Annotated in this window: 24 protein-coding genes; 7 read left to right on the top strand and 17 right to left on the bottom strand. The window is 36.2% G+C overall.

Going from position 1 to position 26,047, the window contains the following annotated elements; genetic code table 11:
* From F6K23_RS23350 to F6K23_RS23340, 3 genes are all read right to left on the bottom strand, one after another.
* Positions 1-251, bottom strand: a 251-nt coding sequence (locus F6K23_RS23350) for a hypothetical protein (protein ID WP_293160243.1), incomplete at its 3' end; no start/stop codon positions are given.
* 287 nt (positions 252-538) lie between these two features.
* Entirely contained in the window at positions 539-1,306 is a 768-nt protein-coding gene (locus F6K23_RS23345) for a hypothetical protein (protein WP_293160241.1), read from the bottom strand.
* Between the two features lie 316 nt (positions 1,307-1,622).
* Positions 1,623-3,554 (bottom strand): carbamoyltransferase, encoded by a 1,932-nt coding sequence (locus F6K23_RS23340; RefSeq protein ID WP_293160239.1) that lies wholly within the window; start codon positions 3,552-3,554, stop codon positions 1,623-1,625.
* 54 nt (positions 3,555-3,608) lie between these two features.
* Between F6K23_RS23340 and F6K23_RS23335 the strand changes: the two genes are divergently transcribed.
* The 5 genes from F6K23_RS23335 (at position 3,609) to F6K23_RS42055 (ending at position 5,015) form a co-directional block, all read left to right on the top strand.
* Positions 3,609-3,761 carry a hypothetical protein gene (locus F6K23_RS23335; protein WP_293160237.1) on the top strand — a complete coding sequence of 51 codons (153 nt, stop codon included), beginning with the start codon at positions 3,609-3,611 and terminating at the stop codon, positions 3,759-3,761.
* A gap of 479 nt (positions 3,762-4,240) precedes the next feature.
* Positions 4,241-4,462 (top strand): CP12 domain-containing protein, encoded by a 222-nt coding sequence (locus tag F6K23_RS23330; RefSeq protein WP_293160235.1) that lies wholly within the window; start codon positions 4,241-4,243, stop codon positions 4,460-4,462.
* Positions 4,463-4,529: 67 nt separating this feature from the next.
* Positions 4,530-4,826, top strand: a complete 297-nt coding sequence (locus tag F6K23_RS23325; RefSeq protein WP_293160233.1) for a Mo-dependent nitrogenase C-terminal domain-containing protein — start codon at positions 4,530-4,532, stop codon at positions 4,824-4,826.
* Positions 4,796-4,957 (top strand): Mo-dependent nitrogenase C-terminal domain-containing protein, encoded by a 162-nt coding sequence (locus F6K23_RS42060; protein WP_367267791.1) that lies wholly within the window; start codon positions 4,796-4,798, stop codon positions 4,955-4,957. The genes F6K23_RS23325 and F6K23_RS42060 overlap by 31 nt, the downstream gene beginning before the upstream one ends.
* Entirely contained in the window at positions 4,908-5,015 is a 108-nt protein-coding gene (locus tag F6K23_RS42055; protein ID WP_367267793.1) for a Mo-dependent nitrogenase C-terminal domain-containing protein, read from the top strand. The genes F6K23_RS42060 and F6K23_RS42055 overlap by 50 nt, the downstream gene beginning before the upstream one ends.
* Positions 5,016-5,571: 556 nt before the next feature.
* Here F6K23_RS42055 and F6K23_RS23315 read toward each other — a convergent pair.
* The 9 genes from F6K23_RS23315 to F6K23_RS23275 form a co-directional block, all read right to left on the bottom strand.
* The gene (locus F6K23_RS23315) at positions 5,572-6,864 is read right to left on the bottom strand and encodes an RNA-guided endonuclease TnpB family protein (RefSeq protein ID WP_293160231.1); all 1,293 of its coding nucleotides are present in this window, start codon (positions 6,862-6,864) and stop codon (positions 5,572-5,574) included.
* A gap of 455 nt (positions 6,865-7,319) precedes the next feature.
* A complete protein-coding gene (locus F6K23_RS23310; RefSeq protein WP_293160229.1) occupies positions 7,320-8,402 on the bottom strand; it encodes a hypothetical protein in 1,083 nt (360 codons plus the stop codon).
* A 276-nt stretch (positions 8,403-8,678) separates the two neighbouring features.
* The gene (locus F6K23_RS23305; protein ID WP_293160227.1) at positions 8,679-9,770 is read right to left on the bottom strand and encodes a hypothetical protein; all 1,092 of its coding nucleotides are present in this window, start codon (positions 9,768-9,770) and stop codon (positions 8,679-8,681) included.
* 608 nt (positions 9,771-10,378) lie between these two features.
* Positions 10,379-11,893: an RNA-guided endonuclease IscB gene (gene iscB / locus F6K23_RS23300; RefSeq protein WP_293160225.1), complete on the bottom strand. Its 1,515-nt coding sequence runs from the start codon at positions 11,891-11,893 to the stop codon at positions 10,379-10,381.
* Between the two features lie 244 nt (positions 11,894-12,137).
* The gene (locus F6K23_RS23295) at positions 12,138-13,061 is read right to left on the bottom strand and encodes an NAD(+) kinase (protein ID WP_293160223.1); all 924 of its coding nucleotides are present in this window, start codon (positions 13,059-13,061) and stop codon (positions 12,138-12,140) included.
* Positions 13,062-14,060: 999 nt separating this feature from the next.
* The gene (locus F6K23_RS23290; protein WP_293160221.1) at positions 14,061-15,212 is read right to left on the bottom strand and encodes an RNA-guided endonuclease TnpB family protein; all 1,152 of its coding nucleotides are present in this window, start codon (positions 15,210-15,212) and stop codon (positions 14,061-14,063) included.
* A gap of 330 nt (positions 15,213-15,542) precedes the next feature.
* Positions 15,543-16,400: a PEP-CTERM sorting domain-containing protein gene (locus tag F6K23_RS23285; protein WP_293160219.1), complete on the bottom strand. Its 858-nt coding sequence runs from the start codon at positions 16,398-16,400 to the stop codon at positions 15,543-15,545.
* Positions 16,397-16,612, bottom strand: coding sequence for a hypothetical protein (locus tag F6K23_RS23280; protein ID WP_293160217.1), 216 nt, complete (start codon positions 16,610-16,612; stop codon positions 16,397-16,399). The genes F6K23_RS23285 and F6K23_RS23280 overlap by 4 nt, the downstream gene beginning before the upstream one ends.
* Positions 16,613-17,637: 1,025 nt before the next feature.
* Entirely contained in the window at positions 17,638-19,386 is a 1,749-nt protein-coding gene (locus F6K23_RS23275) for a hypothetical protein (protein WP_293160215.1), read from the bottom strand.
* 243 nt (positions 19,387-19,629) lie between these two features.
* On the opposite strand from F6K23_RS23275, the gene F6K23_RS23270 reads away from it, so the two are divergent.
* Both F6K23_RS23270 and F6K23_RS23265 read left to right on the top strand, forming a co-directional pair.
* Entirely contained in the window at positions 19,630-20,052 is a 423-nt protein-coding gene (locus F6K23_RS23270; protein WP_293160214.1) for a hypothetical protein, read from the top strand.
* Between the two features lie 15 nt (positions 20,053-20,067).
* On the top strand, positions 20,068-20,793 hold the full coding sequence (locus F6K23_RS23265; RefSeq protein WP_367267792.1) for an RNA-guided endonuclease TnpB family protein: 726 nt from the start codon (positions 20,068-20,070) through the stop codon (positions 20,791-20,793).
* A 157-nt stretch (positions 20,794-20,950) separates the two neighbouring features.
* On the opposite strand, the gene urtE is transcribed toward F6K23_RS23265, so the two are convergent.
* The 5 genes from urtE to urtC form a co-directional block, all read right to left on the bottom strand.
* Positions 20,951-21,703, bottom strand: a complete 753-nt coding sequence (urtE, locus tag F6K23_RS23260; protein ID WP_293160212.1) for an urea ABC transporter ATP-binding subunit UrtE — start codon at positions 21,701-21,703, stop codon at positions 20,951-20,953.
* Between the two features lie 485 nt (positions 21,704-22,188).
* On the bottom strand, positions 22,189-23,343 hold the full coding sequence (locus F6K23_RS23255) for a transposase (RefSeq protein WP_293160210.1): 1,155 nt from the start codon (positions 23,341-23,343) through the stop codon (positions 22,189-22,191).
* The gene (locus tag F6K23_RS23250) at positions 23,315-23,599 is read right to left on the bottom strand and encodes a helix-turn-helix domain-containing protein (protein WP_293160208.1); all 285 of its coding nucleotides are present in this window, start codon (positions 23,597-23,599) and stop codon (positions 23,315-23,317) included. Before F6K23_RS23250 ends, F6K23_RS23255 begins: the two co-directional genes overlap by 29 nt.
* A 22-nt stretch (positions 23,600-23,621) precedes the next feature.
* Positions 23,622-24,371 carry an urea ABC transporter ATP-binding protein UrtD gene (gene urtD / locus F6K23_RS23245; protein ID WP_293160206.1) on the bottom strand — a complete coding sequence of 250 codons (750 nt, stop codon included), beginning with the start codon at positions 24,369-24,371 and terminating at the stop codon, positions 23,622-23,624.
* 374 nt (positions 24,372-24,745) lie between these two features.
* Positions 24,746-25,885, bottom strand: coding sequence for an urea ABC transporter permease subunit UrtC (gene urtC, locus F6K23_RS23240; protein ID WP_293160204.1), 1,140 nt, complete (start codon positions 25,883-25,885; stop codon positions 24,746-24,748).
* Positions 25,886-26,047: the final 162 nt, after the last annotated feature.

The raw sequence follows: 26,047 nt of genomic DNA, 5'->3' as shown, positions 1-26,047 counted from the left end.
TTATCCTTAGCTGTTTTTAATTGGTTTAAACATTGAGTGGCTTCAGTAGCAATTGAATCAGCCCATGCCCATTGGATGTTAAACCGCTTCATTAGACGCTTTTCTACTTCTGATTCTGACAACTTCTCAGTTTGCATCCAATTGACAGCAGACCGTTTCCAGGATTCATACAATTCTCCCAGTTCCTCAAAAACAGGATGATATTCAATTTTTGCTTCTATCCCTGTTAAGGAACCGTGAGATTTGGCCATTACTTACATTGAATTACTTTACTGAAGATTAGCAAAGCTTGTCTAAGGGTGTCAATAATATTTGCGATAGCAATGTTTCTTGGCTAGCACCTAAAGCTTCTGCGATCTCAGTAACGATAAGATTCAAAGGTTAAATGTAGAGTTCTTTAAGCACTTCGCCTGGGTGGGGTGGGTTGTTCATTTTCATTTTTAGAATATGCAAAGCATTATTTAGGAAAAAGCATCAGCTTGACAGACAAAAATTGGAATATAGATGGTGCGTTACATTCCATATTGAATCTGAATGGTTAAACACAGTTATTCTTAAGATATTCACAATAACCATCATCTACAATAGTGGCTGACTTCCATAATTCATTGTATCTTTCTAGGAAGGTTTGACTAACTGTTTCACTATCAATAGCCACTGTTTTTACCGCTGAATCTGGTTCTCTAGGCATAATCATAAAGCAATAGCGTTGATTGACTATAAGATAGCCTGTGAATGCAGTATCAAAACTTGTCTCCAGTGTTCTCATGTAGTAGCTGGGATACTGTTTGTATTTCTCAAATAAGTTGCATATCCACTCTGCTTTCGCTTCAGAGTTTAAGACAATTAACCTTCTCATCATAAAGTTTTGTGAGTTTTCGGTGATAAGTTTATTTAGTTTATCTCTATAAAGCTGAACAGAGGGATGTGTAAAAGTTGTCATTGGATTTTTAGAAACATAAAGAACATCAATTGTAGATTCTTCATGTAGCAGGCTAGTTAATCTTTCAAAAAAAATATGAGTTCGGTCTATAAACTCTACTTTGTCATGATCGAAATAGTTTTTGAGATCCTCAATTTGGCGATTAGATTTAAGTGCATTTGTCGAAATTAGTAAGAGAATTGTTCCAAAAAAGGCAGGAACAAACTTCTGGACATTTGACACATCCATTACACCAATAAATACTAAAACTTGAAATATAAGATATATACCAAAAGCAATAGCTGTTGTAGGATTATCTAGACACCATGATATGAAGCCCTTTGATAAATTACTAGACAGTAAAAATTTATTTTGATTCATCATACTATTGTTCTAATCAAATATTTATTTCAAGACTTACGCAAAGGTACTATTTATAGCGTTTCTGCGTAAGTCCTATATTTGCTATTATGTTGCACTTATTTGATAAGCATGAGACAAACTATCTACTTGCTTTAACCATTGGAGGGCAGAGCATGAAACCAAAGAGGGAAGTCCTTTCAGGTAGCTGTGGACATCTCTAAATCACATGAACTTGCTCCAATGATAATGATATAATGCAAAAAGTTAGCTAGGTCAATACACTACAAGAGCAATCACTATCTAGTTTTTCGCCATATTAACGTTTAATTAATTCTTTCTAATCCAACTCAAATTCCTGTTTCCAAGACTCATCCTTTTCCCAAGGAATCTGCTGAGTCTTCGCCATCAAAAAATTCTCCACCACCAAATAATCCATCTCAGTCCGCATAAAACACCGATAAGCATCTTCGGGCGTACAAACAATTGGTTCACCTCTTACATTAAAAGATGTATTCACTATTACCCCACATCCCGTCAACTTCTCAAAATGCTGAATCAAATCATAATACCGAGGGTTAGTTTCTTGATGGATAGTTTGAATTCTCGCCGAATAATCAACATGAGTAATAGCCGGAATTTCCGATCGCGGCACATTCAATTTCTCAATTCCAAACAACTGCTTTTGTTCCTCAGTCATTGGAATTAACAAATTCTCCTGCACCGGAGCTACCAACAACATATAAGGACTAGAATGTTGAATGTCGAAATAATCGGAAACCCGTTCCGCCAAAACTGAAGGAGCAAAAGGTCGGAAAGACTCCCGATACTTAATCTTCAAATTCATCACCGACTGCATTTTTTGATTCCGGGGGTCGCCAATAATAGACCGCCCTCCCAAAGCACGGGGTCCGAATTCCATCCGACCTTGAAACCATCCCACCACATTGCCGTTATCTAAAATTTCTGCTAACCGTGGCATTAATTCTGTATCTGGCAAATATTCATATTTTGCCTGAATAGCATCCAGATATTCCCGAATTTCCTCATCTGCAAATTTCGGTCCGAGGTAAGCTCCCTGCATCATGTCATTCGGAGCAGGACAAACAGGAGGTTTTGCTACAGAAACAGCAGAATTTCCAGACTCCACAGAAATTAATTCCTTTTCTGGAATATTCTCAACCACTTTTTCTATTACCCGTGGTTGGTCGTGATATTCGTACCAAATAGCTAAAGCAGCACCCAACGCTCCACCAGCATCTCCCGCAGCAGGTTGAACCCAAATATCTTTAAAAATACCTTCCCGTAAAATCTTGCCATTCGCCACACAATTGAGAGCAACTCCCCCTGCCAAACAAAGGTAGTCAGCATTCAATTCTTTTTGCACTGTGCGACTCAGACGTAAAACTACTTCCTCAGTTACTCTCTGAATAGAAGCAGCAATATCCATTTCTCGTTGACTAATTTTAGTTTCAGCTTTGCGAGGAGGTCCGCCAAAAAGTTTGTCAAATTTCTCATTAGTCATAGTCAACCCAGTCGTATAGTTGAAATATTCCATATTCAACCGGAAAGTACCATCAGCTTTTAAGTCTATGAGGTTATTTAAAATCAAGTCTACATAATTAGGTTCTCCGTAGGGAGCTAAACCCATAAGTTTGTATTCCCCAGAGTTGACTTTGAAACCCGTGTAATAAGTAAAAGCCGAGTAGAGTAAACCCAATGAATGAGGAAAATCTATTTCCCACTGGGGAGTAAGTTTATTTCCTTCTCCCAACCAAACCGAAGTAGTCGCCCACTCTCCCACTCCATCAAGACACATTACCGCAGCACGGTCGAAGGGACTGGGGAAAAAAGCTGAAGCTGCATGAGCTTGATGATGTTCTGTAAACATCAGTTGAGGAATTTGGGATGACTTACATTTACCTAATGTGGCTAATTCTCTTCTTAAAAGTGTCTTTAAATATAGTTTTTCTTTTAACCAAATTGGCATTGCCATGAGAAAAGACCGAAAACCTTTAGGAGCATAACTAAGGTAAGTTTCTAGAAGTCGCTCGAATTTGATTAAGGGTTTGTCGTAGAAAACTACTTGGTCTAGGTCGAGGAATTCTATGTTGGCTTCTTTCAGGCAATAGGAAATAGCATTTTTGGGAAATCTGGCATCGTGTTTTTTACGAGAAAATCTTTCTTCTTGGGCGGCGGCGATAATTTTTCCTTCACATACTAGGGCGGCGGCGCTGTCGTGGTAATAAGCTGAGATTCCCAGAATTTTCATATTTATCTTCTTAGTCTCCTTCACAGGTAGCTTTATATATTTTTTTGCCAATTTTTGAGCAAAATATCCTCAAATTATAGTTCATCAAAGCACCGTCTAAGTTTTGCCTCAACAGGGGGAGTGTGGGGAGTGTGGGGAGGGTTGGGAGTGTGGGGAGTGTGTGGAGTGTGGGGAGTGTGGGGAGTGTGGGGAGGGTGGGAAGTGTAGGGAGTGTGGGAAGTGTAGGGAGTGTGGGGAGGATGGGGAAGGTGGGGAGTGTGGGAAGTGTAGGGAGAAAAAGACATCTATAGAATACAAAAATCTATTGCACAGTTTTAGCTGTGTCAGTCTACTAGGAGAAATTACTATTTTAAATATATTTTTGAAAATAAAAATTAATTACTGACATGAAATCTGCTTATATAGCGATCGCGAAACTGTATTATCAACAGGGCTTACGCAAAGGCACTATTTATATAGTGCAAGTACTATTGGACAATAGTTTCGAGCGCTATATATAGCGTATCTGTGTAACTCCTAATCAAAATATTCTTTCTCTTTAGACTATTGACTTTTCATTCAAAGACATTTGGTTGGGCAGATAAGCTCTGCCTATAATTGATAAATATTTTTTATATAAAAAATGTATTGTCATCTGTTTTTATTATGTGTATATTAAAAGTATGAAGTAAAGAAGAGCAAAAGATATGTTGAGTAGCAGTTCAGAAAGGTCAATTATCACAACATTTACAAATACATATTCAGCTACGAATTTAGAAGATATTGACAGTGCTAAATCTCCAATTGCTTGGCAAATATATGAAGAGTTTCTAGGTAATATAGCTAATCGACAGAAGCAGCAAATAGCTTCTATGTTTGATGATTACTGTAGACAAAATCCTCATGCTCTTGAGTGCAGTATTTACTAATCGTAATTCTCTTTTTTTCAACTATCTATCATCATTACAATTAATTCAAAATAATAGGAGTAAAAATATGCAAACGACTACCAATAATTATCCCCAAAAGCCTATAGATTTTTTGCTACAACCTTGTCGTAATTTTATAGAAAATATAGATATTAATAATCCTGAATTTGCCAGAAAATTATGTCAATTAATTCCGGCTCAATGCCCCTTTGCCAGAGATATTAAATTCTTTGGTCGTAAAGTTTTGCATATTCCACCTCTATGTAAAATAAATCCTTTTTACTATGAATTAATGACTTTACGTTTTCGTGCCCTAACTTTCTTAGCTGATGTTTGTTTAGAAGATGTTACTCCTTATTGTTGAATGGAATTTTCTATAGCAGGCAACCTAAATTTGCTAAAAAATTATGCCAATTAATTCCAGCTCAATGCCCGTTCGCCAGAGATATTAATTTTTGGGGGGCGTATAGTTTTAAAGATTCCACCTCTATGTAAACTAAATCCTTTTTACTATGAAATAATTAGTTTAGTTTTTCGCTCTCTAACTTTCTAAGCTGATGTTTGTTTAGAAGATATTATACCAATTATCAAAAACTCTGCTAGACTTGAGTTTTCTATTTCTAAATGCTATTTATGGAAGTAATTTTATTGTTAAGTAAGCTCTATGATTTATCTAGTTATTTTTACCACCTTCCAAGGGTAACATTAATGCATGAGTAAATAGTATTACCTCTTATTGCTAAATGGAATTAACAATAAGCAATAGAGATTTAGAAGGGAATTTAAACCCGTCTGTGCACCTTCCGGTTTATAGAAATCGGGGATGGAGATTTAAACCCAGAGATACTAGAAGCTGATATCTGAATGCTAAAAGCTAATATAGCATTTCTCATAAGATAGATGTACTATCAAATATAGCTTCATCAAAACTTCATAATTTATTTTTGTATAACTTCATAGCTTAAAGCTTTATTCGGTAATTAATTCCACTGATTTCGACTACTAAAAACACCATCAGCAAAATTAAAGATTCTGTAAAGTTGAGCATACAGGGGTGGCTTGACATCCTCCCGACGCTGCTCTGCGAGACAGCGCGGGATTCCCATCCATCATTCAAACAAACCAAGTTGCTTGAAAAACTCAGGGCGAGTTGACACATCATTAGAATCTGCTGGCTTGCCAGTCTGACGTTTCCTCCGCGTCCGTTTAACTGTCTCCGGTTGACCCTCGGCGACTTCATTGAAAAGTGATAATTGTACAGGTATTTCTACCACTGTTTCTTCAACTATTTCAACCTTGGTTTTTGGTTGAATTACATTAAGAATATTAATAGCAGCATTAACATCTCTATCATTGAATGTACCGCAATTCAAGCAAGTCCACTCCCTGACATTTAGTTCTTTCTTGCCACCTTTAAAGCCACAATTAGAACACTTTTGAGAAGTGGGTTCCCACCTAGAAATAGTTCTAAATTCTTTGCCATATTTTTCACACTTAGCCTCAGTTAAAGTTCTAAACTGTCTCCACCCTAGATCGCTAATTGCTCTAGCTAACTTGCAGTTTTTAACCATACCAGAAACATTCAAGTCCTCTAGCACAATTTTGTCATATTTTTTAACCAAATCAGTTGACAACTTGTGCAGAAAATCTGTGCGAATGTCTTTGACTTTTGCATGCAGTTTAGCAATTAGTATTCTGGCCTTTTCACGGCGTTTACTACCTAACTCGGTTTTAGCAAACTTACGTTGAAATTTAGCTAACTTTTTGAGGTTGTTTTTCAGAGGTTTTGGTGCATTAATTTTATCTCCGTTACTCAAAGTTGCAAAAGTTGAAATGCCTAAATCAATGCCTATTGAGTTGTTAGTTTTAGGTAACAGTTCAGGATTTATTTCGACTACAAAACTAGCAAAATAACGGTTAGCTGAGTCTTTGGTTATTGTTAGAGAACTAGGCTCACTAGGCAATTTTCTAGACCAAACAATTTTTATCTTGCCTACCTTTGGTAAATAGATTTTATCTTGACCAATTTTGTAATTACCTCCGACAAATCTCGCAGTTTGTCTGGATTTTCTGGACTTAAACTTTGGTGGTTTAACCTTAATCCCTTTCCGTTTTCCAGTGCAACTATCAAAGAAGTTTTTGTAAGCTTGGTCTAAATCTTTGAGAGATTGTTGTAATGGAGTAGATGCAACTTCCTTTAACCAAACTAACTCTTTTTTAGCTTGAGTTATGAATTGTTTAGTTAAATCAACATAGCTAGGTTTCTTTTGACCGTCAGAATATAGTTCATTACAATGTGCTAATGTGCTATTCCAAACGTATCTACAACAACCAAATAATTGATTCAGTTTGGTTATTTGCACCCTGTTTGGGTATATACGATACTTGTATCTGGCTTTCAATGTTTTCGACTCTGATACCAATATTAAGTAGTTTTATTATAGCACGGGTTGGCATTCATCCCGACGCTCCCTTTCAGGAGAGCGCGGGTCTTCTGCCAACATTAGATAAATTTCTGGGGAAAGGTAGATTAATGTTACTAGGATACACTATATATACTGTCCTTGCATAAGTCTCGATCGAGAAAAATATGAAGACTCTAAAACAAACTTTGTAATGAATCTAATTTTAGCTGCGATCTTCAATTTTTGTCCTGTACTTAGACCTTATGGTTAAGAGATTAGCTAATTTGGTAGTGGTAAACAAGTAATGATTTTAATGATTTTTGCAGCTTACTTCCTACCAATAAAAGGAGTATAGCAACAAATATCCTGACAGATTCAGGACTACCGCTAATTTAACATTACCAGGTGGAATATTTAAAGTGAATTCACCTCAGATAACTGCTTTGTATTTTCTACTGCTGTAAAATAACTGCAACTTCTGGCAAAGACAATAACTTTTCATACAAAATATTAGCAATAAATTGATTGCCAGATACAGAATAATGCCAATTACCGCCCAAGAAGGCTTTTTCTAGTTGTTCATTTGGCATTTTATCTCTAAATTCGGCAATTAAATCAATATAGATTATGTTTCGTTTCTGTAATTCTGTCTGTAGATATTGTCGCCAAGAATCAGAGTCATTCTTATAATAGTCCGAACGACTAGGTAAATAAACTACGACTAACTTACTATTTTTCGCTTGATTTATTTCCGCCAATTCTTCAAAAATTTTGATAGCTATAGCAGGAGTTTGAACAACATATTTATTGTCAGTTTCAAGTTTTATAGGAAACAATTTTTTCCATAAACCTAAAAATCTTAACTCCTGAATATATCTGCTACCTTGTGTAATTTTTGGAGCTAAAAAAGAACCTCTAGGCACAGGAAAATTATGATTAACTAACTCCCCATTTTCTAAAGATAATAATGGTTTGCCGTAACCCGTAAAATTTGCATTCTGCATCCGCAAAAAATCATGAGTAATAAAAGCAAATATCTGAATGTTATGCTCAAATTTAGTACCATCACGTTTGTACCATAAATAAGCTTGATCGACACCATATCCCCCTTGGGCCATATTAATAGTTTGTAGCCTTTGGTTGATTGAGCTTAAAAGGTGACACCAGCTTTGGTTGTTGCTGACACCCCATCCCATAGTGACGGAATCTCCAGAACAAACTATCCTTACTTTATTAGGGGGAATATTAACGCTAAAGTCTTCCTTATTTCTGAATGATTGAGAATTAGTTTGAAAATATATCCCCTCTCCATACATATTTGGAATATCAACATTAGGAATATTCACCCATCCTAATAATTCATCATATTGAGTGTGGCGTGTTTCAGGTCTTGGTTGAACTTTACTGATTTTATAAAACATTAATAAAATACTAGATAGACCTTCAACTAAACTCAATATCACCACAATTAAAATCAGATTAATCGAAACAATTTTGATAATTTTTTTTGTCTGAAGTAAACTATTATTGATCATGAGTGTTAGAGTTTTGGAGTTTTGGATATGAGGAAATATGGTTAAATTGAAGCTCTATGGGATAAATCAACGTTGCTCCTAAACACCTTTTTAAACTTGTAAAAAGCACCAATGGCAAATATTTATATTTGCTATTTGATACTATGTATTAGCATTTTATTAGTGCCATAGTCAAGTCAGTTTAATTTCAGTGAGCGATCGCCTTAATCAGAGGTTTGAACGTTAATATTTTTATTTTGCAATAGTTGGAATCTGCTTTTTTGCTTGTTCTGTATTCTATTCCCTATTCCCTTGTAAAATAACTGCAACTTCAGGCATAGATAACAACTTTTCATACAAAAGATTAGCAAAAAATTCATTACCAGATACAGAATAATGCCCATTACCGCCCAAGAAAGCAGTTTCTACTTGTTCATTAGGCATTCTGTTCCTAAATTCAGCAATTAAATCAATATAAATTATGTTGCGTTTCTCTAATTCTGCCTGTAGATATTGTCGCCAAAAATCAGATTCATTTCGATCATAATCAGAACGAATAGGTAAATAAACCACCACTAACTTACTATTTTTCTCTTGATTAATTTTCGCCAAGTATTCAAAAATTTTGATAGCTATGGCAGGAGTTTGAACAACATATTTATTGTCAGTTTCCAGCTTTCTAGGAAACAATGTTTGCCATAGATTTAAAAATCTTAACTCCTGGAGATATCTACTACCTTCTGTGATTTTTGGAACTAAAAAAGAACCTCTAGGCACAGGAAAATTATCATTAACTAACTCCCCATTTTCTAAAGACAATAATGGTTTCCCATAACCCAGAGACTTTGCCCGTTGCATCCGCAGAAAATCATCAGTAATAAAAGCAAATATCTGAATATTATGGTCAAATTTAGTACCATCACGTTTGTACCATAAATAAGCTTGGTCAACACCATATCCCCCTTGACCCATATTAATAGTTTGCAAACGTTGATTTATAGATGTTAATAATTGACACCATGTTTGGTCATTACTAACACCCCATCCCATTGTAAAAGAATCCCCAGAACAAATTATCCTAACTTTATTAGGAGAAATATTAATAGTAAAGTCTTCATTATTTCTGAATGATTGAGAATTTGTCCGAAAATATATCCCCTGACCATACATACTTGGAATATCAGCATTAGGAATATTCACCCATCCTAATAATTCATCATATTGAGTGTGGCGTATTTCGCTGATTGGTTGAACTTTACTGATTTTATAAAACAGTAAAATAATGCTAGATAGACCTTCAACTAAACTTAATATAGACAAACATAAAATCAGATTAATTGAGACAATTTTGAGGATTTTTTTTGTCTGACTTAAATAATTTTTGACCATCAATGTTAGAGTTTTGAAAATTGGGAGATGTGAGGAGCTTAAGAAACAACTCAATTAAAACTTCATTCAGTCAAAAAATTTTCTTGACAATCTACTGGACCGACACAATTAAAATAGTTCATCATATCACTGGGGGGTTCATCTAATTGGCTAAGACTCATTAATTTAACCTGGAAACCGCTCCTACTATTACAAAATTTTAGTTGTCTCACCCCACGGAAAAAAGATGGGAGAACGGGAGCCACGACTTTTAACTCGCGCAAGAAGTTTGACTCGGGGGATTTTAACCGCCGTGAGCCCTAAAACAAACTTAGTTGCTCTGCCTCAGTGCCCTTGAACTGACGAGTAACGCTTAGTTTTAGTTTTGGTAACTTCAGTAGAAAACTCAGTTGTATCAAAGAGGTCAAGTTTAACAGGTAAGGCCAGAAGTTTTGAATTAGGTTTTGGAGCTTTCTGTTTGACTAATTCCCCAAATCCATAGTCGAACCCATCAGACTTATGGAGATGACGACAATACTTGTAATTTACGTCAAAGGTTTGAGTTGATGTTTTGAGTTTAAAGTTGCCGATACTATTTTGCTAACAATTGTTAACAATGCACAGCAAGATTAACTTACTGAGGGGGTATCTCCCAATGTGGTAGAAAATTTCTCTACCACGCTTTTGATCAAAATTCCACGCGCTCCGTTTAAGTCGCGATCGAGGCGAAAACCATCGTTACCAGTAACAACTTTTTTACCACCTAAATTATTCAGGATCTCACCAGTCCAGCTAACTGTTTTGCTAGTATAAGCTTCACTTACATCTAAGACGATTTTGTTATATTCAGCAGCTTTATGTTTCAAGAAAAGTTCAAATCTGTAATGTGCCCAATTCAGCATTTGCCTAACTGACTTACTTCTAAGTTTTCTACTTGATTTGATTGTCATCTGAGAAACCTTTTTCCTAACAGCAATTCTGCCGGTATGAGTACCTGCATATTTGCCTTTAGGAACTACTGCCTTAACCATATCTCCAGTCTGAAAACCAAAGAATGACTTCTGCCTTAACTTCGGAGCTCCCCTGGGAAATCCGTACTTATCAGACTTAACCATCTGACGAAAACTATACCCCATAGCTTTAATTAAAAGAGGTTGATAGCCTCTGATGTTTAAAGTTTCTGGAGTAGATTTTCCAACGCACGCTGCATCAGTCCAGTGAGATTTGGAAATACCTAAGTGCTTTCGATTAAACTTTGTTAATCCCCCACTACCAATTTCAACAGGCAAACCAGTAGTTTTGAGAATTTCCTTTAGCTTCCAACGAGTAGCGTTAACAGCAGCAGCATCAGCAAGCGGCTGTTTTCTCTGTTTATCTATCATTGCTAAAAGCTTGGGTCTATCACTCAAAAAATCAGCCGGCAATTGATTATCTTTGGCTTGATTGCATTTAACGCAACTCAAAACTAAATTGGATACTTGATCACTACCTCCTTTGGACTTAGGATGAAAATGATCGAGGTTAAAAGGGCCGTCTTTGCTATTGCAATAAACACAAGTTCGGTTAAACTTTTCCAGAAGATATTCTCTGACTTCATAACCGAATAGCTCACCACGCTGGTACTCAACACCGTTAATTTCTGGGTTTACCATTTTCTGCATATCAAACCGAACTAACTCCATACTAATAGAAGTGGTAGGAGCTAATCGACACAGTTTCTTTACCCAAGATTGGATGTTGAATACCCTTGACATTGATGAAGGTGGCAACCATGCTTGCGGTCGTTTGCGATTGAGAAAGCGAGGTTTACGATAACGAGTCTTGCGACTACGTCTTGACCTTCTTTTTATCCGACGATCGCTTAAGTTATCTCTGACTTGAAACCCTCGATGCCCCAATTCTGCACACCAAACTATGTTGGTATCAGAAACTATTGCCAATCCTGTTGTTTTAGCTCCAGGGTCTATTTTGATTCTCAACTGCTTTATTTCATCTGTTGATTCATCCTTAAGAATAATAGTGAATGGATATTGTCTAAACACTGCTGCTTTGCCTTCTGTTAATAATTTTCTGGCAGCAGCAGGATGCACTGGATTGCATTGCTTTTTGTTCTTATCAAGTACAAAAACCGAATTTTTATTCATTGAAAAAACTCCTGCAAGCAGGGTAATGTTTGCCTCGCCAATGTTGCATTCCGGCACGTCCAAATAGCACCGCTTTACCCCTCGTAAACTTTTAACTATCTAGTTTCAGAGCATGGAACTGGCAAGCATCCCAAGGTGAGAACTTTGGCTCTTAAATGCAACGTAGCCTTCAAAAGGCTTAGGCTGGTCAGCTACCTAATTCAACGAGGCACGAAGCCCCATCTTTTTAGAGCGGGGTGCTGACTTAATTACTACGATGCTCATTATTGTACTTAATTCTAGCACCTGCCCATTGTAGTTTTTCTCTAAGAGTCTGGAAAAATGAATAATTTTCCCGCAAAATAATAAACTTAGCCTGACAATCTGCCATACGCACATCCACCCGTTGTCCAGGCCAAATAGCAGTAGACAGAACTCCATCTGCCCAAAGTTTAGTAGTTAGATCGTGCTCCTGTAAAGGCCAAACACTAACTATACAACCAGGAGGAAGTACAATAGGACGACTAGAAAGACTTAAAGGACAAATTGGAGTCACAGAAATAGAAGCCATACCAGCGTGCATAATTGGTCCATTAGCAGAAGCAGTATAGCAAGTAGAACCTGTAGGACTAGCAACAATAAGTCCATCCCCTTGATATTGGTCTACTACCTCACCATCAACTTCTACTTCCAAAATAGAAGTAGGCATCCTGTCAGCAGAAGCAGGTTTAATACAAAATTCATTCAAAGCTAAAAAGCGATCGCTTGCTGGTTGGAGGTTAGTGCGATCGCCATTAAACACTGCTGACTGTAACATCATCCGCTGTTGTACAGCATACCGGTCTTCAAATAACCTATCCCATACCTTCTCTGTATCCTTAAAATCTTCAAAATTTTCTGTCAAAAATCCCAAATGTCCTCCCACATTAACTGCCAACATTGGAATACCTAGAGCTGCTAAATGTCTTGCAGCAGCTAAAGCACTACCATCCCCTCCTAAAACCACTGCTAAGTCAATTTTATGAGTGCTAGAAGCAAGAAAAACTGGATATGGATTATCTTGTGGTCCACTAGGCCCCATTAACACTTGACAGCCTCTATCTTCCAACTGTCTAGCACATTGTTCTGCATAATGCTGACTCACATCATCTTTGGCCTTATGAGCAATAATTACTCGTTTAATGTCCATGGTTAATATTCTAGATTTTAGATTAGATAGAGATTGGCAAAATTTCTGCACCACTTGGTTATTGTATAGCAATAACTACGGCCTTTAGGAATTGAAGAATTGTTGTGTTATGGCAGAAGGAAGAAGGAATAAGGCGTTTATACTAAATTCTGTTTTGAAAGTAAGGTTGATCGTGAGGTAAGGCAGAGTGCAGAAGGGTTAGAAAGGAATTTGAAAAACATGGTTTTGAAGACCGGATTTGGTACTTAGTTAGGGCTTGCTGAATAAATCTAAAATCATTGACAGATAAAACTTTTAGCATTTTTAGGGCTAGGAAAAGTGCCATAAGTGAGGTCAAAAAGGTTCAAAAAGTTAGCACAAAAGGCTCACTAGGACAGAAAAATTAACAGACCATTTTTCCGACTACCTCCTCTATAACTCCCATTCCTCCTGACTCCTGTCTCCTGACTCCTGACTCCTACCCTCACCCATAAGACTTTTTCAGCAAACCCTAGTTATCTAGGAGATAAGGAGAAATCTTGTCTTATCTAAGTCAGGACTTACGCAAAGACACTGTGTATAGAGTCCAGTAACTATTGGACAATAGTTATGAGTACTATATATAGCGTATCTGCGTAAGTCTTATAAGTTTTAAGTTTTTGATATGTCAAATAGGTATAAATGGAACATTCCCACAAAGTTTTTTGAAAAAGGCGAGGCTAATTTTTGTTTCTGGAGATTTCTCATCAGAAGCACGTGGAAAGTGGGAAACGAGAGTGTCTTTAGATCTGAGAGTGTAAAAACTAAAATTGGTCTCCAGTCATATTTGACAGTGGAGACCAAGATTTTATCTTTAATCTGTAGTTTGATTTATTTACTTTCCGTTCTACTAAACTTACCCAAACTTACCCATGAATGATTGCATGAGCTTTGGAGCTAGCTTCCTGTTTCACTGAAGACCACTGACCGCAGTCTGTAACTTATCTTCAAGAGCAGGCTTAAATTCGCTTGGAACTCAAGCTACTTATACACATAGTTTTTCAGGTTGACAGCAGCATTAAAATCTCTGTCAGTTTCAAAACCGCATTCACTACATTCATAAGTTCTCAAGTGCAATGGCATTTTCTGTTGATGTCCACAGTTTGAACATATTTGAGAACTTGGATAATACCTATCCGCTATTACTAATTCACTGCCGTACCATTCACATTTGTATGTAAGTTGACGTTTAAATTCATAAAATCCACAATCAGCAATAGCACTTGCTAATTTGTGATTTTTGAGCATTCCACTGACATTCAAATCCTCAATTACTATGGTGCTGTGGTTTTTAGCTAACCATGAAGTGAGTTTATGTAGTGCATATGCTCTGATATCGGCTACTTTTTTGTGAAGTTTTGCTAGTTTTTTTACTGCTTTGCGTCTGTTTTTGGAGCCAATAACTTTTTTACTAACTGCTCGTTGATGACGAACTAATCGTTTTTTGGTTTGTCTATAGGCTTTGACGTTAGCAAATTTGCTGCCATCAGAACAGGTTGCTAATGTATTTATGCCTATGTCTACACCTATGGTTTCTCCAATTTTTTCTGTTGGATAGGATTCAAAGTTGTACTTGAAACTGATGTACCAACTATCTGCTTTTTTTGATATGGTGACGTTTTTTATTGGTACTGGAGGTAAGATTTCGTATGTTTTTACTACTCCTATTCTGGGTAATTTTATGTAGTTTCCTTGGAAAATCTTGATACTTCCTTCTAAGTAAAAGCTGTCTTTTCTACCTTTTTTTTTAAATTTTGGGAATCCACGTTCAGGAATAGTTAGAAAGTTTTTAAATGCTCTGTCTAAATCTCTTAATGCTTGCTGGGGGGCACATTTAGATACCTCATAGTACCAGGGATTAATTGATTTGACTTCGGCTACTAAACGCTTATGCAGGGTGATGGCGCTTAGGCGTTTTTTAGTTTCTTCGTACTCTTTTATACAAGTTGCTAACCCCCAGTTATAAGCATGACGAGCAACACCTGCGTGTTTGGCAAGTATTGTTTTTTGCTTATTGTTAAGTTTTAGCTTGGTCTTGATTGATTTCATTGGAACTGGTAAACCATGAAAAAAAGCATTTGATAACTTAGGAGAGTTTAATATACCATAGCAGATAATCGTAATTGTTTTCAAGATTTATTGAGATTTTTCCAACGCATGTCCAATTATTCGGCTTCAGTAGTTAGCCCTGGTGTGCTTTCGTATTCTCCTAATCATTCTGAAATCGTTCAGAAGATATGTTTATCATTATCCAATTCTAGGTCGTAAGCTGCTATGAATATTGAAAAGTAGTTAACTGAAATATTGTTTAATTTGATTGGTAGAGATACCCTGATATATATTTTGTATAAGTTGAAGCTGAATTGAATAATAGATTAGAAGTAGAAGCGATAGAAGTTCCCTAGTTTTGGGATGATGGGATGCTAATGTTTGCATCATTTGGGTGGTAAAGATGAAGATCAATTACTTATTTTTGCGCTTCAATACACCCAGACCAGAACCCAATAAACCAAGACTTAGAAGACTCATTGTTGCTGGTTCAGGAATACTCTCACCCAAAATACCGCTACCACCTTCTTCTGCTTCTAGTGCAACTAGATCAATGTTGATATCAGAGTGATCATAATCAGAATCAGCGTAGGTGAAGTTTTCATGATCGCCAAACCAGGTAGCTAGACCCATATTGATATTTTTTCCATTAGCTCCAATACCAACCTGGGTAGTATATCCGCCATTAGTCACGTCAAATAAATTCAACTCTTTTCCTGCATATTCTCCACTTACTCCAGTTAAAGTAGACATTTCCTGAACGACATCGTAATAATACCAGTCATCAGTATCTACTGGACCGCCATTGCTGTAAGCAGAACCATTCAATTCTTTCTTAGGACCATTGGAACCTGATTCTTCTTTTTTGCCTTCAAACCAAACATTAACATCAAATTTTTTGTTATCATCGCGCAATGCGTAAATGCTACCAAACAGATTAGCGGTTCCATCTTCGTATTCGTAGAAGAAAGCAGGACCATCCCAAACAAATGTTCCAAACAATACTTCTTCATCTCCACCTATCAAACCAGGTAGCCAGAAAGCGTGGTTATGGATTTTGTCTGGATCGTGATATACTCCGTCTGAAACAGCTTCTTCTGCTAACCAACCTCTTAGTAGCTCCTTCTCTGGATCTTTAGCTTCTATTGTCTGACCGTTTGGATCTGTTGGATCTGTAAAAGTGATTGCTGCTGCTTCTTTTGCCTGACCTAATGTACCTAATGCGATGGAACCTAAAACGAATACGGAAGTTAATAATTTAGTTGTTTTCATTGGTTTTGTTCTCTTGAACTGTGTGTTGTTTGTTTCATTAAATCTAATATAACTACTACAGAAGGCTTATAGTTGAAGGATATGTGAAGATTTGGATGATTTTGATAAAGCTTAGATAAATAACACTTTAAGTCTTTGCCTGCTTGACTTTCATCTGTTTTTGAAGTGGTAAAATTTGTGTTAACTATGTAGATGCAACTATAAATTATCACTTTTCTGGCAAAATCATCTGCTTAAATCTGGTTGATTTGTCACTTCTGCAATATTTCCTGGAAAAATAATTGCTAGATAAAAACTCCTGATAATTATATAAATAGAGCTTTTATTCAATATTTAATCGCCAAAAAATAGCCAATTAAATCCGTGCTGACACTTACGCTATTTCCGCTATAAATATATTAATTCAGTGCGATCGCTGAAGCTATTTCTAGAAGTAGTGCAACAAAATAGAAGCAGCGATCGTAAATTCTCAGATAATTGCGCGAGTTTAAAGCAAATATGGCCAATATACATCTAGTGGAGAGGGGAGAGCAGGGGAGTGGGGGAGTAAGGGAGTAGGGAAGATTGAAGTAATCAGAACTTACCCATGAGGTAGGAAAAACTAGGATTTGAGATGGCTTTCCGTCCTGGAATGTTGCGAAACCCTGTGGGTCGCTTCGGACGAAAATACGTTGCAGACGCTTCAATAATTTAGAATGCGCGAATTTAGAATTACCTCTCCTTTAAAACGGAATTGATTGACTCAAAGGAAATTTTTTCTTCACAGGAGTCGATTGGATATGGCTCCTTTGACCTCGCCATCCCACCCTACGGGAAAGCTCCGAAGGGTGGGATGGATGGGTTTCCTAACCATATCCAATCGACCAAGAGAAAATCAAGTTCAATATTTCAATCCCAATACTTTCCTAGGTCATGCTGCGCAAACAGGCACAGAGAGGTACTGATAACTGATAACTGATAACTCAAATGACAGTAGGGACATTCCATAGAATATCCCTAAAACCTACTACCTACAACTTACCGAATAATTAAGGTTTAAAGCCTCTCCTTTAAAGGAGAAAAAAGCGGTCGATCTTCGGAGCTTCCCATAGGATGGGATAGCGAGGTCAAAGGAGCCATATCCAATCGACCAAGAGAGAAAAAATTTTCCTTTGAGTCAATCAATTCCGTTTTCAAGGAGAGGTAATTATTAATTATTAATTATTAATTATTAATTATTAATTGTTGAACACCTTCTTCAACGTGGCCAAGAAATTCCAGAACTAGCAGCAATATAACGAGCTACAGCAGCAGCACCATAACGATTTAGATGACTGGGGTCAAAAAAATATTCATTTTTGGCAAGTTGAGGCTGATATAAATTGAAATTTAGGAATCTAAAGCCATTTTCTCTTGCCCGACTTAGCATCCATCGATGAAAGTCTTCTTCCGCAGACCAACGCACAGAGTCTAAATAACTATCAGATAGAGGTAAATTAACAAAAACTAAAGGAATATTGCGAGATTTAGTAAAATTAACAACGGAAGTTAAAGCTTGAGCCTGAGTACCTCCAAGATAAAAACCAGCATAGTCGCCATCATAAAGCCCTGCTACATAAGGTCGTCGCCGATAGTAATAGGAAGGATTAAATCGCCCATCCATTGGCAGAAAACCATTAGCATCAATAGCATTGGCAACATCAGCGATCGCTACTGCTTGTACAAGTTGAGTAGAATATTGAGGATGAGATGTTAAGTTTGAGGAATTTTGTGATAGGGGTTTATAAGAATATTGGGTAGTCTTAAAATAGTCAGGATAAAGAATATTAGAATTATTCCCGACTCCGGTGTTTCCTCTGTTGCTGCGCGTTCCCTCTGTTGGTCGGTTTTCCCATCGCAAGGTTTCCTCCCCTAGTTCCCACTGCTTGCTTCTGTCACCGACGCGGGATCGCACCGTTTTTCCCTGTTCCCTATAATTAACTTCTATTGCTTCTCCTCGCGATATCTCAAAAGGAGAGTAGGGAGGTGCAAATACATTATAAGGTTTGGGAAACTGATAACAGGTAGAAGCCAAATTAGACTGAGCGCGAGGTAACTGGGGACGAACACCTGCAAGTAATTTTCTTTTTCCCTCAGAAGCAACAATTGAATTATAAGTTCGATCTACCCTTCCACTATTAAAAGCTCGTACTCCATCTGCCCAAATAATTAATTTTGGCAGTTGATTATTGTTCAAAAGTTGTCGTAGTTGAAACTCTACTACTTTAGCTGTAGCCCCATTGATGCTAAAGTTAAATATGTTTAACGGACGATACCCTTTGGCTACTAAATATTGTTGTAGTTGTTGCGGATCGACCCCGTATAAGGCGCGGGAACTACCCACAATTAAAACATCTGGCGGACCAACAGTAGCAACGAAAGATAGATAAAGCTCTAACTGGGTGTCGAGAACATCGCTATTGAAAGAAACAGGATTATATTGAGAACGTGCAGAAGCTGCTTGTTGTTGAGAATAAGCTAAATTTCTCATATACTCAACAACTTTTTTCTCAGCAAAAGCACGTCTAGGGTTTCCTGGTGGTACAGCTTGCATCCAAGCGACTGCCTGTACCCATTCTTGGGCGACCTTATCCCACTGTTGTTTAGTTCTCGCGGACTGAGCTAACTGTGAGGCTTTTGTGGCAAACCTAACTGCTTGACTAAACGGGTCTACAGAAGCACATTGAGTAGCATTGGAATTTTGAGAGACTAGAGAAATTTGTGAGTTATTTTCTTTAGCGGAAGTTAAATCACAGTTATTAACTGATATAAGATTTTTCTCTGAGGTAGGAGATATTTTGCTTTGAAACTTTTGAGTGGGAATACATCCAACAGTTAGAGTAAGCAAAATAGTTGCTGTCAAAGATTTAAGTAAGCTAGATGAAAGTCTAGCATTATGAAATTTATTTTCTATATTTTGTTGCCAACTACGTTCAGGAGTGGCATCGGATGAATGGATTCTAGTCATAAAAATTTAGGGACGTGGGAAACCAGTCCGTTTTAACGCCTGGATGAAAACTAACTGACAGGTTTTAATCTGTTGTTTAAGTATTGCCTTTCATAACTATTTTCGCTTATTATATGGCGATAATAGTTGAAATGTATCTGACCCAAAAAAACAAAATTAGGAACTTGTCCATTCAAGAGTTTAAAGCTCTCAGACAGTTGTGCAGATTATCCAAAAATATGTACAACGTAGGGCAATACTGCTGTGAGACAGTTCTATTTCAAAGAAGGCGGATACCTCAGATATGAATCCAACTATCATAACTGTAAAGATAATGAAAATTATCAGCTACTTCAAACCGATATTGCACAACAAATATTAAAAGTTGTTGATAGGTCTTTTAGGTCGTTCTTTAACTTAATAAAAGCTGCCAATGAGAGGCTGTATCGCTTTGAACAAATACGAATGCCTAGATACTTAAATAAAGAGGGGTATTTTCCTTTGATTATACCTCGAATTATCGTCAAAGATAGATATTTTAATATCCCAATGTCTAGGAAATTTAAGTCTGAGTATGGGGAAGTAAAAATCCCTTTTCCAGATAGATTAATAGATAAAAACCTGAAGGAAGTTAGGGTAATTCCTAGATATGATGCTAGGTTTTTTGAAAGCGTAGCTCTTCCGTAGGAGGCAGTAGAATTTATTACTGAAGTTGAACCACAACCAGCAAAGAAAACTGATAAAGCTTTAGGTATAGATCTTGGTTTAAATAATTTAGCTACCTGTATATCAAATACTGGGTCGTCGTTCATTTTGGACGGAAGAAAACTTAAATCAATCAACCAGTGGTACAACAAGGAAAATGCTAGATTACAGTCATTAAAGGATAAACAAGGTATTAAAGGGTTGACCAAGAAACAGGTTAACATTACAGTCAATCGAAACAATAAAGTTAGGGATTATCTGAATAAAGCAGTTAGATATCTCATTAACTGGTGTAGTAAAAGTCAAATATCTACAATTGTTGTAGGTGTTAATCCCGGAATCAAAAAAGATATCAACTTAGGCAAAAAAACTAATCAAAAATTTGTACAGATACCACACTATAGTTTGAGATTAAAGTTAAAAGCTATGTGTGAAAGATATGGATTAACTTATTTGGAACAAGAGGAGTCTTACACATCCAAGGCTAGTTTTTTGGATAGAGACAATATACCTGTAAATCAAGCTCATAATTCAACTGAATATAGTTTTAGTGGCAAAAGAATCAAACGTGGTTTGTACAAAACTAAGGAAAATAAATTGATTAATGCTGACTGCAATGGAGCAGCAAATATTGGATTAAAAAGTAACCTGAATGGCTTTATCCCAGACAGACTAGAGGCATCTTTGACTATGCCATTAAGGGTTAAATTTGACGTGGATTGATCCCGGCAAATTTATTCGGTTTAAGAATTCGCGTGGATTTATCCTGCGGAGTGTCAACTAGACTCCTCTCCATATCTATACATAATATTTGTGATAGATTATAGTTCCTTTTTTGGCAAGTTTATTTGCCAAGAAGAAACTGGAAACAGGTTTGATATTAAACTGCTAAAAACCTTTGGATTACTTCTTGACTTAATTCTGTAGTATTTCCTGATGCCACAATTCCTCCTTTTTGCATTGCATAATATCGGTCTGCTTTACGCACAAAATGGAGATGTTGTTCTACCAATAAAACAGAAATACCTCTACTTTTAATAATATTTCTCACCGCAGTTTCTATTTCTAAAATAATAGAAGGTTGAATACCCTCGGTCGGTTCATCTAACAAAAGTAAATTTGGCTTACTCATCAATGCACGAGCGATCGCTAATTGTTGTTGTTGACCACCGCTCAAATTTCCTCCCATCCTAGATAACATTGTTTTTAGAACAGGAAATAATTCAAATATTTCTTCGAGTATTTCATTTTTTCCTTTTCTATTTTCTTTTCTGGCTTCTAAACCAAGCAATAAATTTTCTTTGACTGTTAATCTGGGTATAATTTCTCTACCTTGGGGTACATAACCAATACCTAGTCGAGCGCGTTGGTCTGGTCGGAGAGTGGCGATCGCTTGACCCCATAAATTAATTTTTCCTGTCCGTGGCCTGAGTAGTCCCATTACTGTTTTGAGTAATGTTGTTTTGCCCACTCCATTTCTACCGATTAAACATACCATTTCTCCTGGTTTCACGCTTAAATCAACATTGCGCAAAATATGACTTTCTCTATAAAATACATTTATATTAGATACTTGTAAGGTGCTATGATTTATTTGATTTTGTCCAGCTTGATTGGGTAGATTAAAATTCATAATTTTTTGATGTTTTTTGATTTTATATTTTAATAAAGTAAAAACTATAGTGCTAGAGTAAAAATGACTATCATTGGAACTAGAGAAGCAGCTTTTTTGTTAGGTATTTGTTGTCAATGAGTTAGAGTGCTTCTTGCTCAAGGTAGAATCAAAGGGGCTGATAAGCATAAAAGATTCTGGCGAATTCCTCTATATCAGAATATGCCTGATGTTATACCAGGTAAAAGAGGTCCTCGAGGAGTTTGGTGTAAAGGACTACGGCAAGCACCAACAAGGATTCATGTTAATCAAAAGAAAATTAAAGCTAATATTGATACTCCCCGACCTAAAGGTACGGGGATTCTTAAGCAATCCAAAACTGGATTCTTAAAGGCATGATCAAACTGCCTCTACTGACTTCTTTAAGGGAAAACCTTAAAGTTGCCGCTACTTTTTTGAGGATATTAGCTGCGCCATTACAATCGGCATTAACTAACAAACCGTTTTTAGTTTGATAGAGTCCTCGTTGTCTTGATGCAGTCGCTCATGGGGGAAACCCCCAAGACCGCGCTGCATCGCTTAATTCGCTTGCCTGACGGCTTCCAGCTTCCGGGTTTTTCACCATAGTTTGGCAAGAAGTCATCATCTAAAAAACTAGCTTGCGAGGTATACGATTCTTCAGTTTCAATAAACTCTATGCCGTATAATTCGCATAACTGAATAATTCTTTCTTTGAGTTTAGCCGTGGGGATTTGTACAAACTTTTGGTTATTTTTTGCGCCGATATTAATACTATCTTTTTGTCGTTTATTCCAACCAAAAACTATTCGGCCAATTCCATATTTAAGGCAATGATTAATCACCAATCTTGCTGCTTTGTTAACAGCATCACGCATCTGCCTATTGCGTTTTTCAGTTATGCGCGCTAATTTATTTGACCAAAATCCTTGGGGTTTATTATCTTTAATTGTAGCTATTTGTTTGTTGTACCATTGATTTTTTGACTTCAGGTGTTTACCATCAATGATAAAACTTGTCCCTACATTAGAGACGCAACTTAACCAATTATCAACTCCGTGGTCTATACCTATAACTTTAGCTTTATCTAGCCGAGGCAGATCGGCTTTTAACTCATAAACCCATTCAACATAAAAACAGAAGTTACGAGGTAAAATTCTAATTTCTCTGATTTCTTTAAACTCAAGATTACTAGGGAAATCTAAGAGAAAACTATCAACTTTAAATGCTGCTTTAACCTTTCTTCCCAAAGGTACTTTAACTTGACCATTTTTCAGCTTTAAAGCTTGCTTAGGATAAGTTATAACTCCCATTCCTCCCTTTTTGCGATATTTTGGTAGTTGGGGTTTATCAGTTAATTCTCCTTTGAGATACTTCTGAGAAAGTGCTTGATAAGACTTAAATGCTTCTGCTACACCTCTAAGAGTTTGTTGTGCTGCTTGAGAATATAAAAACTGATAATTACTATTGGACTTTAACTTCTTTTCTAAGTTGTATTTGCCCGGTATCTTGCCCAACTTAAAATACCATTGTCTAGCTAAATAAATCCCGCAATTAATGAGTTTATTTGCCGTGGTACATAAGTATTCTAAAAACGGAATAATTTCGGGAATTTTAATTAACTCTTGCTGACATCCATACATCTTGCAAAACTGTTGAATAAACTTGGGAAAAATCCAGATGCTCCCCTGAGTGTTTGACTTCTACTATAGCCTTTTTCAATTCTGGCAATTGCTTTTTCTGGTTATAGTAATTTGGTTTGTCTTTTAATTGAGGTAAATGAGAAATTAGAGGACAAGCATTTATAGGACATCTGTTTTGCTCCCACCAGTTAAAACGTTCTCCTAACATTCTGTTATACCAATACCGACAAATCCTGAGCCAGTTGTTTAGTGTCAACTTCTGACTTCATTCACGCACCTCAATTTTTTTCAACAGATCCTAAATAAACTTCGATAACTCTTGCATCATTCTGCACTTCATCCATAGTTCCTTCACAAAGTACAGAACCTTGATGTAAAACAGTTACTTTTTTGGCTATTTGACGCACAAATTCCATGTCATGTTCAATGACAATAATTGAATGACTGGCAGCTAAGTTTAACAAAAGAGAACCTATATTTTCTGTTTCTTCATCAGTTAAACCAGCTACGGGTTCATCTACTAATAATAGGTCGGGAGATTGAGCAACTAACATACCTATTTCTAAACGTTGTTTTTCACCATGAGATAAAAAAGCTGCTTTAATATTTGCTTTTCCTACTAAATTTATAGTTTCTAATAAACCAGCTACACTTCTAATTTCTGCGGAAGGAACTTTACGAAATAAAGTAGCAATTACTCCTTTATGGCGATTAATAACTAAATCTAAATTTTCTCTAACAGTTAAATTTAGATATATTCTAGGTGTTTGAAATTTACGCCCTATTCCCATACAAGCTATTTTATGTTCGGGAATTTTCATTAAATTCTTACCTCTAAAGAAAACTTTTCCTGTTGTTGGTTGAACTTTGCCAGTAATCACATCTAAAAAAGTAGTCTTTCCCGCTCCATTGGGACCGATAATAACTCGTAATTCACCAACATTCATAATAAAATTGAGATTATTTAGAGCCTTAAAACCATCAAAACTAACTGTTAAATTTTTAATTTTTAAAATTTTTTTTATCATTTTATTACCTCATCTAAACCTAATCATATAGCAATATTATTTGAGTTGTGAGATATTGAAAACTTTTAGGGAACAGGGAACAGGGAACAGGAAAAAGGGAACAGAGAAGAATAAAAAACATATCATATGAATATAATAATTGCTATATTCTATACTTTTAAGTAACATCTCAATTCCCACAACTCATTCCTGATTGCTATAGTTTGCTGATTAAATATCAAACAATTGCCAGATAAAGGTTATAGCCTTCTTAGGCATTTAAAAAATACATTATTTTCAGCTCTTTATGCTCAAAAAGTTAGCATTTTTAGCGCATAGTTGGGCAAAAAAATTCTCCCCTACTCCTTAAAAAATACTTTTTCAGCAAACCCTAACTATTCTTTTTCTAGTTGTTCCTTTTCTAGCTGAACTTCTGGATTTTTATCTACATTAGGATAAGTCATAAGTGGCTGAGATAAACCCAGGAGCGATCGTAACTTTAGCCAACCATATTCTTGCCACCAACCAACTATTCCATTAGGTAATATTGTCACGACTAATAAAAATAATGCACCTTGGAAAAATAACCAGATTTGAGGAAATTGTTCGCTTAAAAAAGTACGTCCGAAATTAACTAATAATGTACCAATAATTGCACCGACTAAAGTTCCTCTACCTCCTACTGCTACCCAAATAACCATTTCAATTGAAAAAGCTACTTCCATATAACTAGGAGTAACAATGCCACTTTGAACTGTATATAATGCTCCAGAAATTCCGGCAATGGCTCCAGAAATAGCAAATACTAAAACTTTAAATTCTGTAGGATTATATCCAGAAAATCTTACTCTAGTTTCATCGTCTCTAATGGCAATTAATAGACGACCAAATCTGCCACTTGTTAGCCAACGACAAATTAAATAAGTGGCGATAAGACTAATAATTGTTACTTCATAAAAGATTAATTGTGCTTGGTCAGACCCTGCTAAAATACCGAAAAATTTTTCTGTGTCTGTTTTTAAACCGTTTGTACCATTAATTAATTTTTGTTGACCGTTGAAAAAGTTAAAAAATACCAGTAAAGCTGCTTGAGTAAGTATGGAAAAGTAGACTCCTTTAATTCTATTTTTAAATACTAGATAACCGAGAATTGCTGCCACAATAGCAGGCAAAATTATAATTGCTAAAATTGTCAGAGGAAAAGAGTGAAAAGGCTGCCAAAATAGGGGAAGTTTTTCTACACCATAAAGAGTGAAAAATTCTGGCAATTCTCCTTCTGGCAATTGTAGTTTGAGGTACATTGCTAAGGCATAACCTCCTAATGCAAAAAATATGCCATGACCTAAACTTAATAAGCCAGTATAACCCCAGATTAAGTCTATGCCTAAAGCCACAATTGCTAGAGATAGAAAACGCCCTAATAATTTCAGTCTAAATCCTGGTAAAGTTAATGGCATTATGATGGCAAAGATTAAAGTTATTGCTGCTATTATGCCGATTTGAATTAATAATTTATTATGTTTATTTTTAATCATATTCATAATTAGGGAGTAGGGAATAGGGAGTAGGGAATGGCAAATACTAAGATGGGTAGCAGAATTTATAAGATGAGTATTTAATGCGAAAATTTAGAATGTGAAAGGTATTTAACAACCCGTTGTAATGTACGATTTTAGATGTTTTAGTTCAGTAGAATA

It is taken from the genome of Okeania sp. SIO2C9, from assembly GCF_010672455.1.
GTDB lineage: Bacteria > Cyanobacteriota > Cyanobacteriia > Cyanobacteriales > Microcoleaceae > Okeania.
Note: the sequence above shows the minus strand (reverse complement) of the source record. Positions and strands in the feature narration are given on the sequence as shown.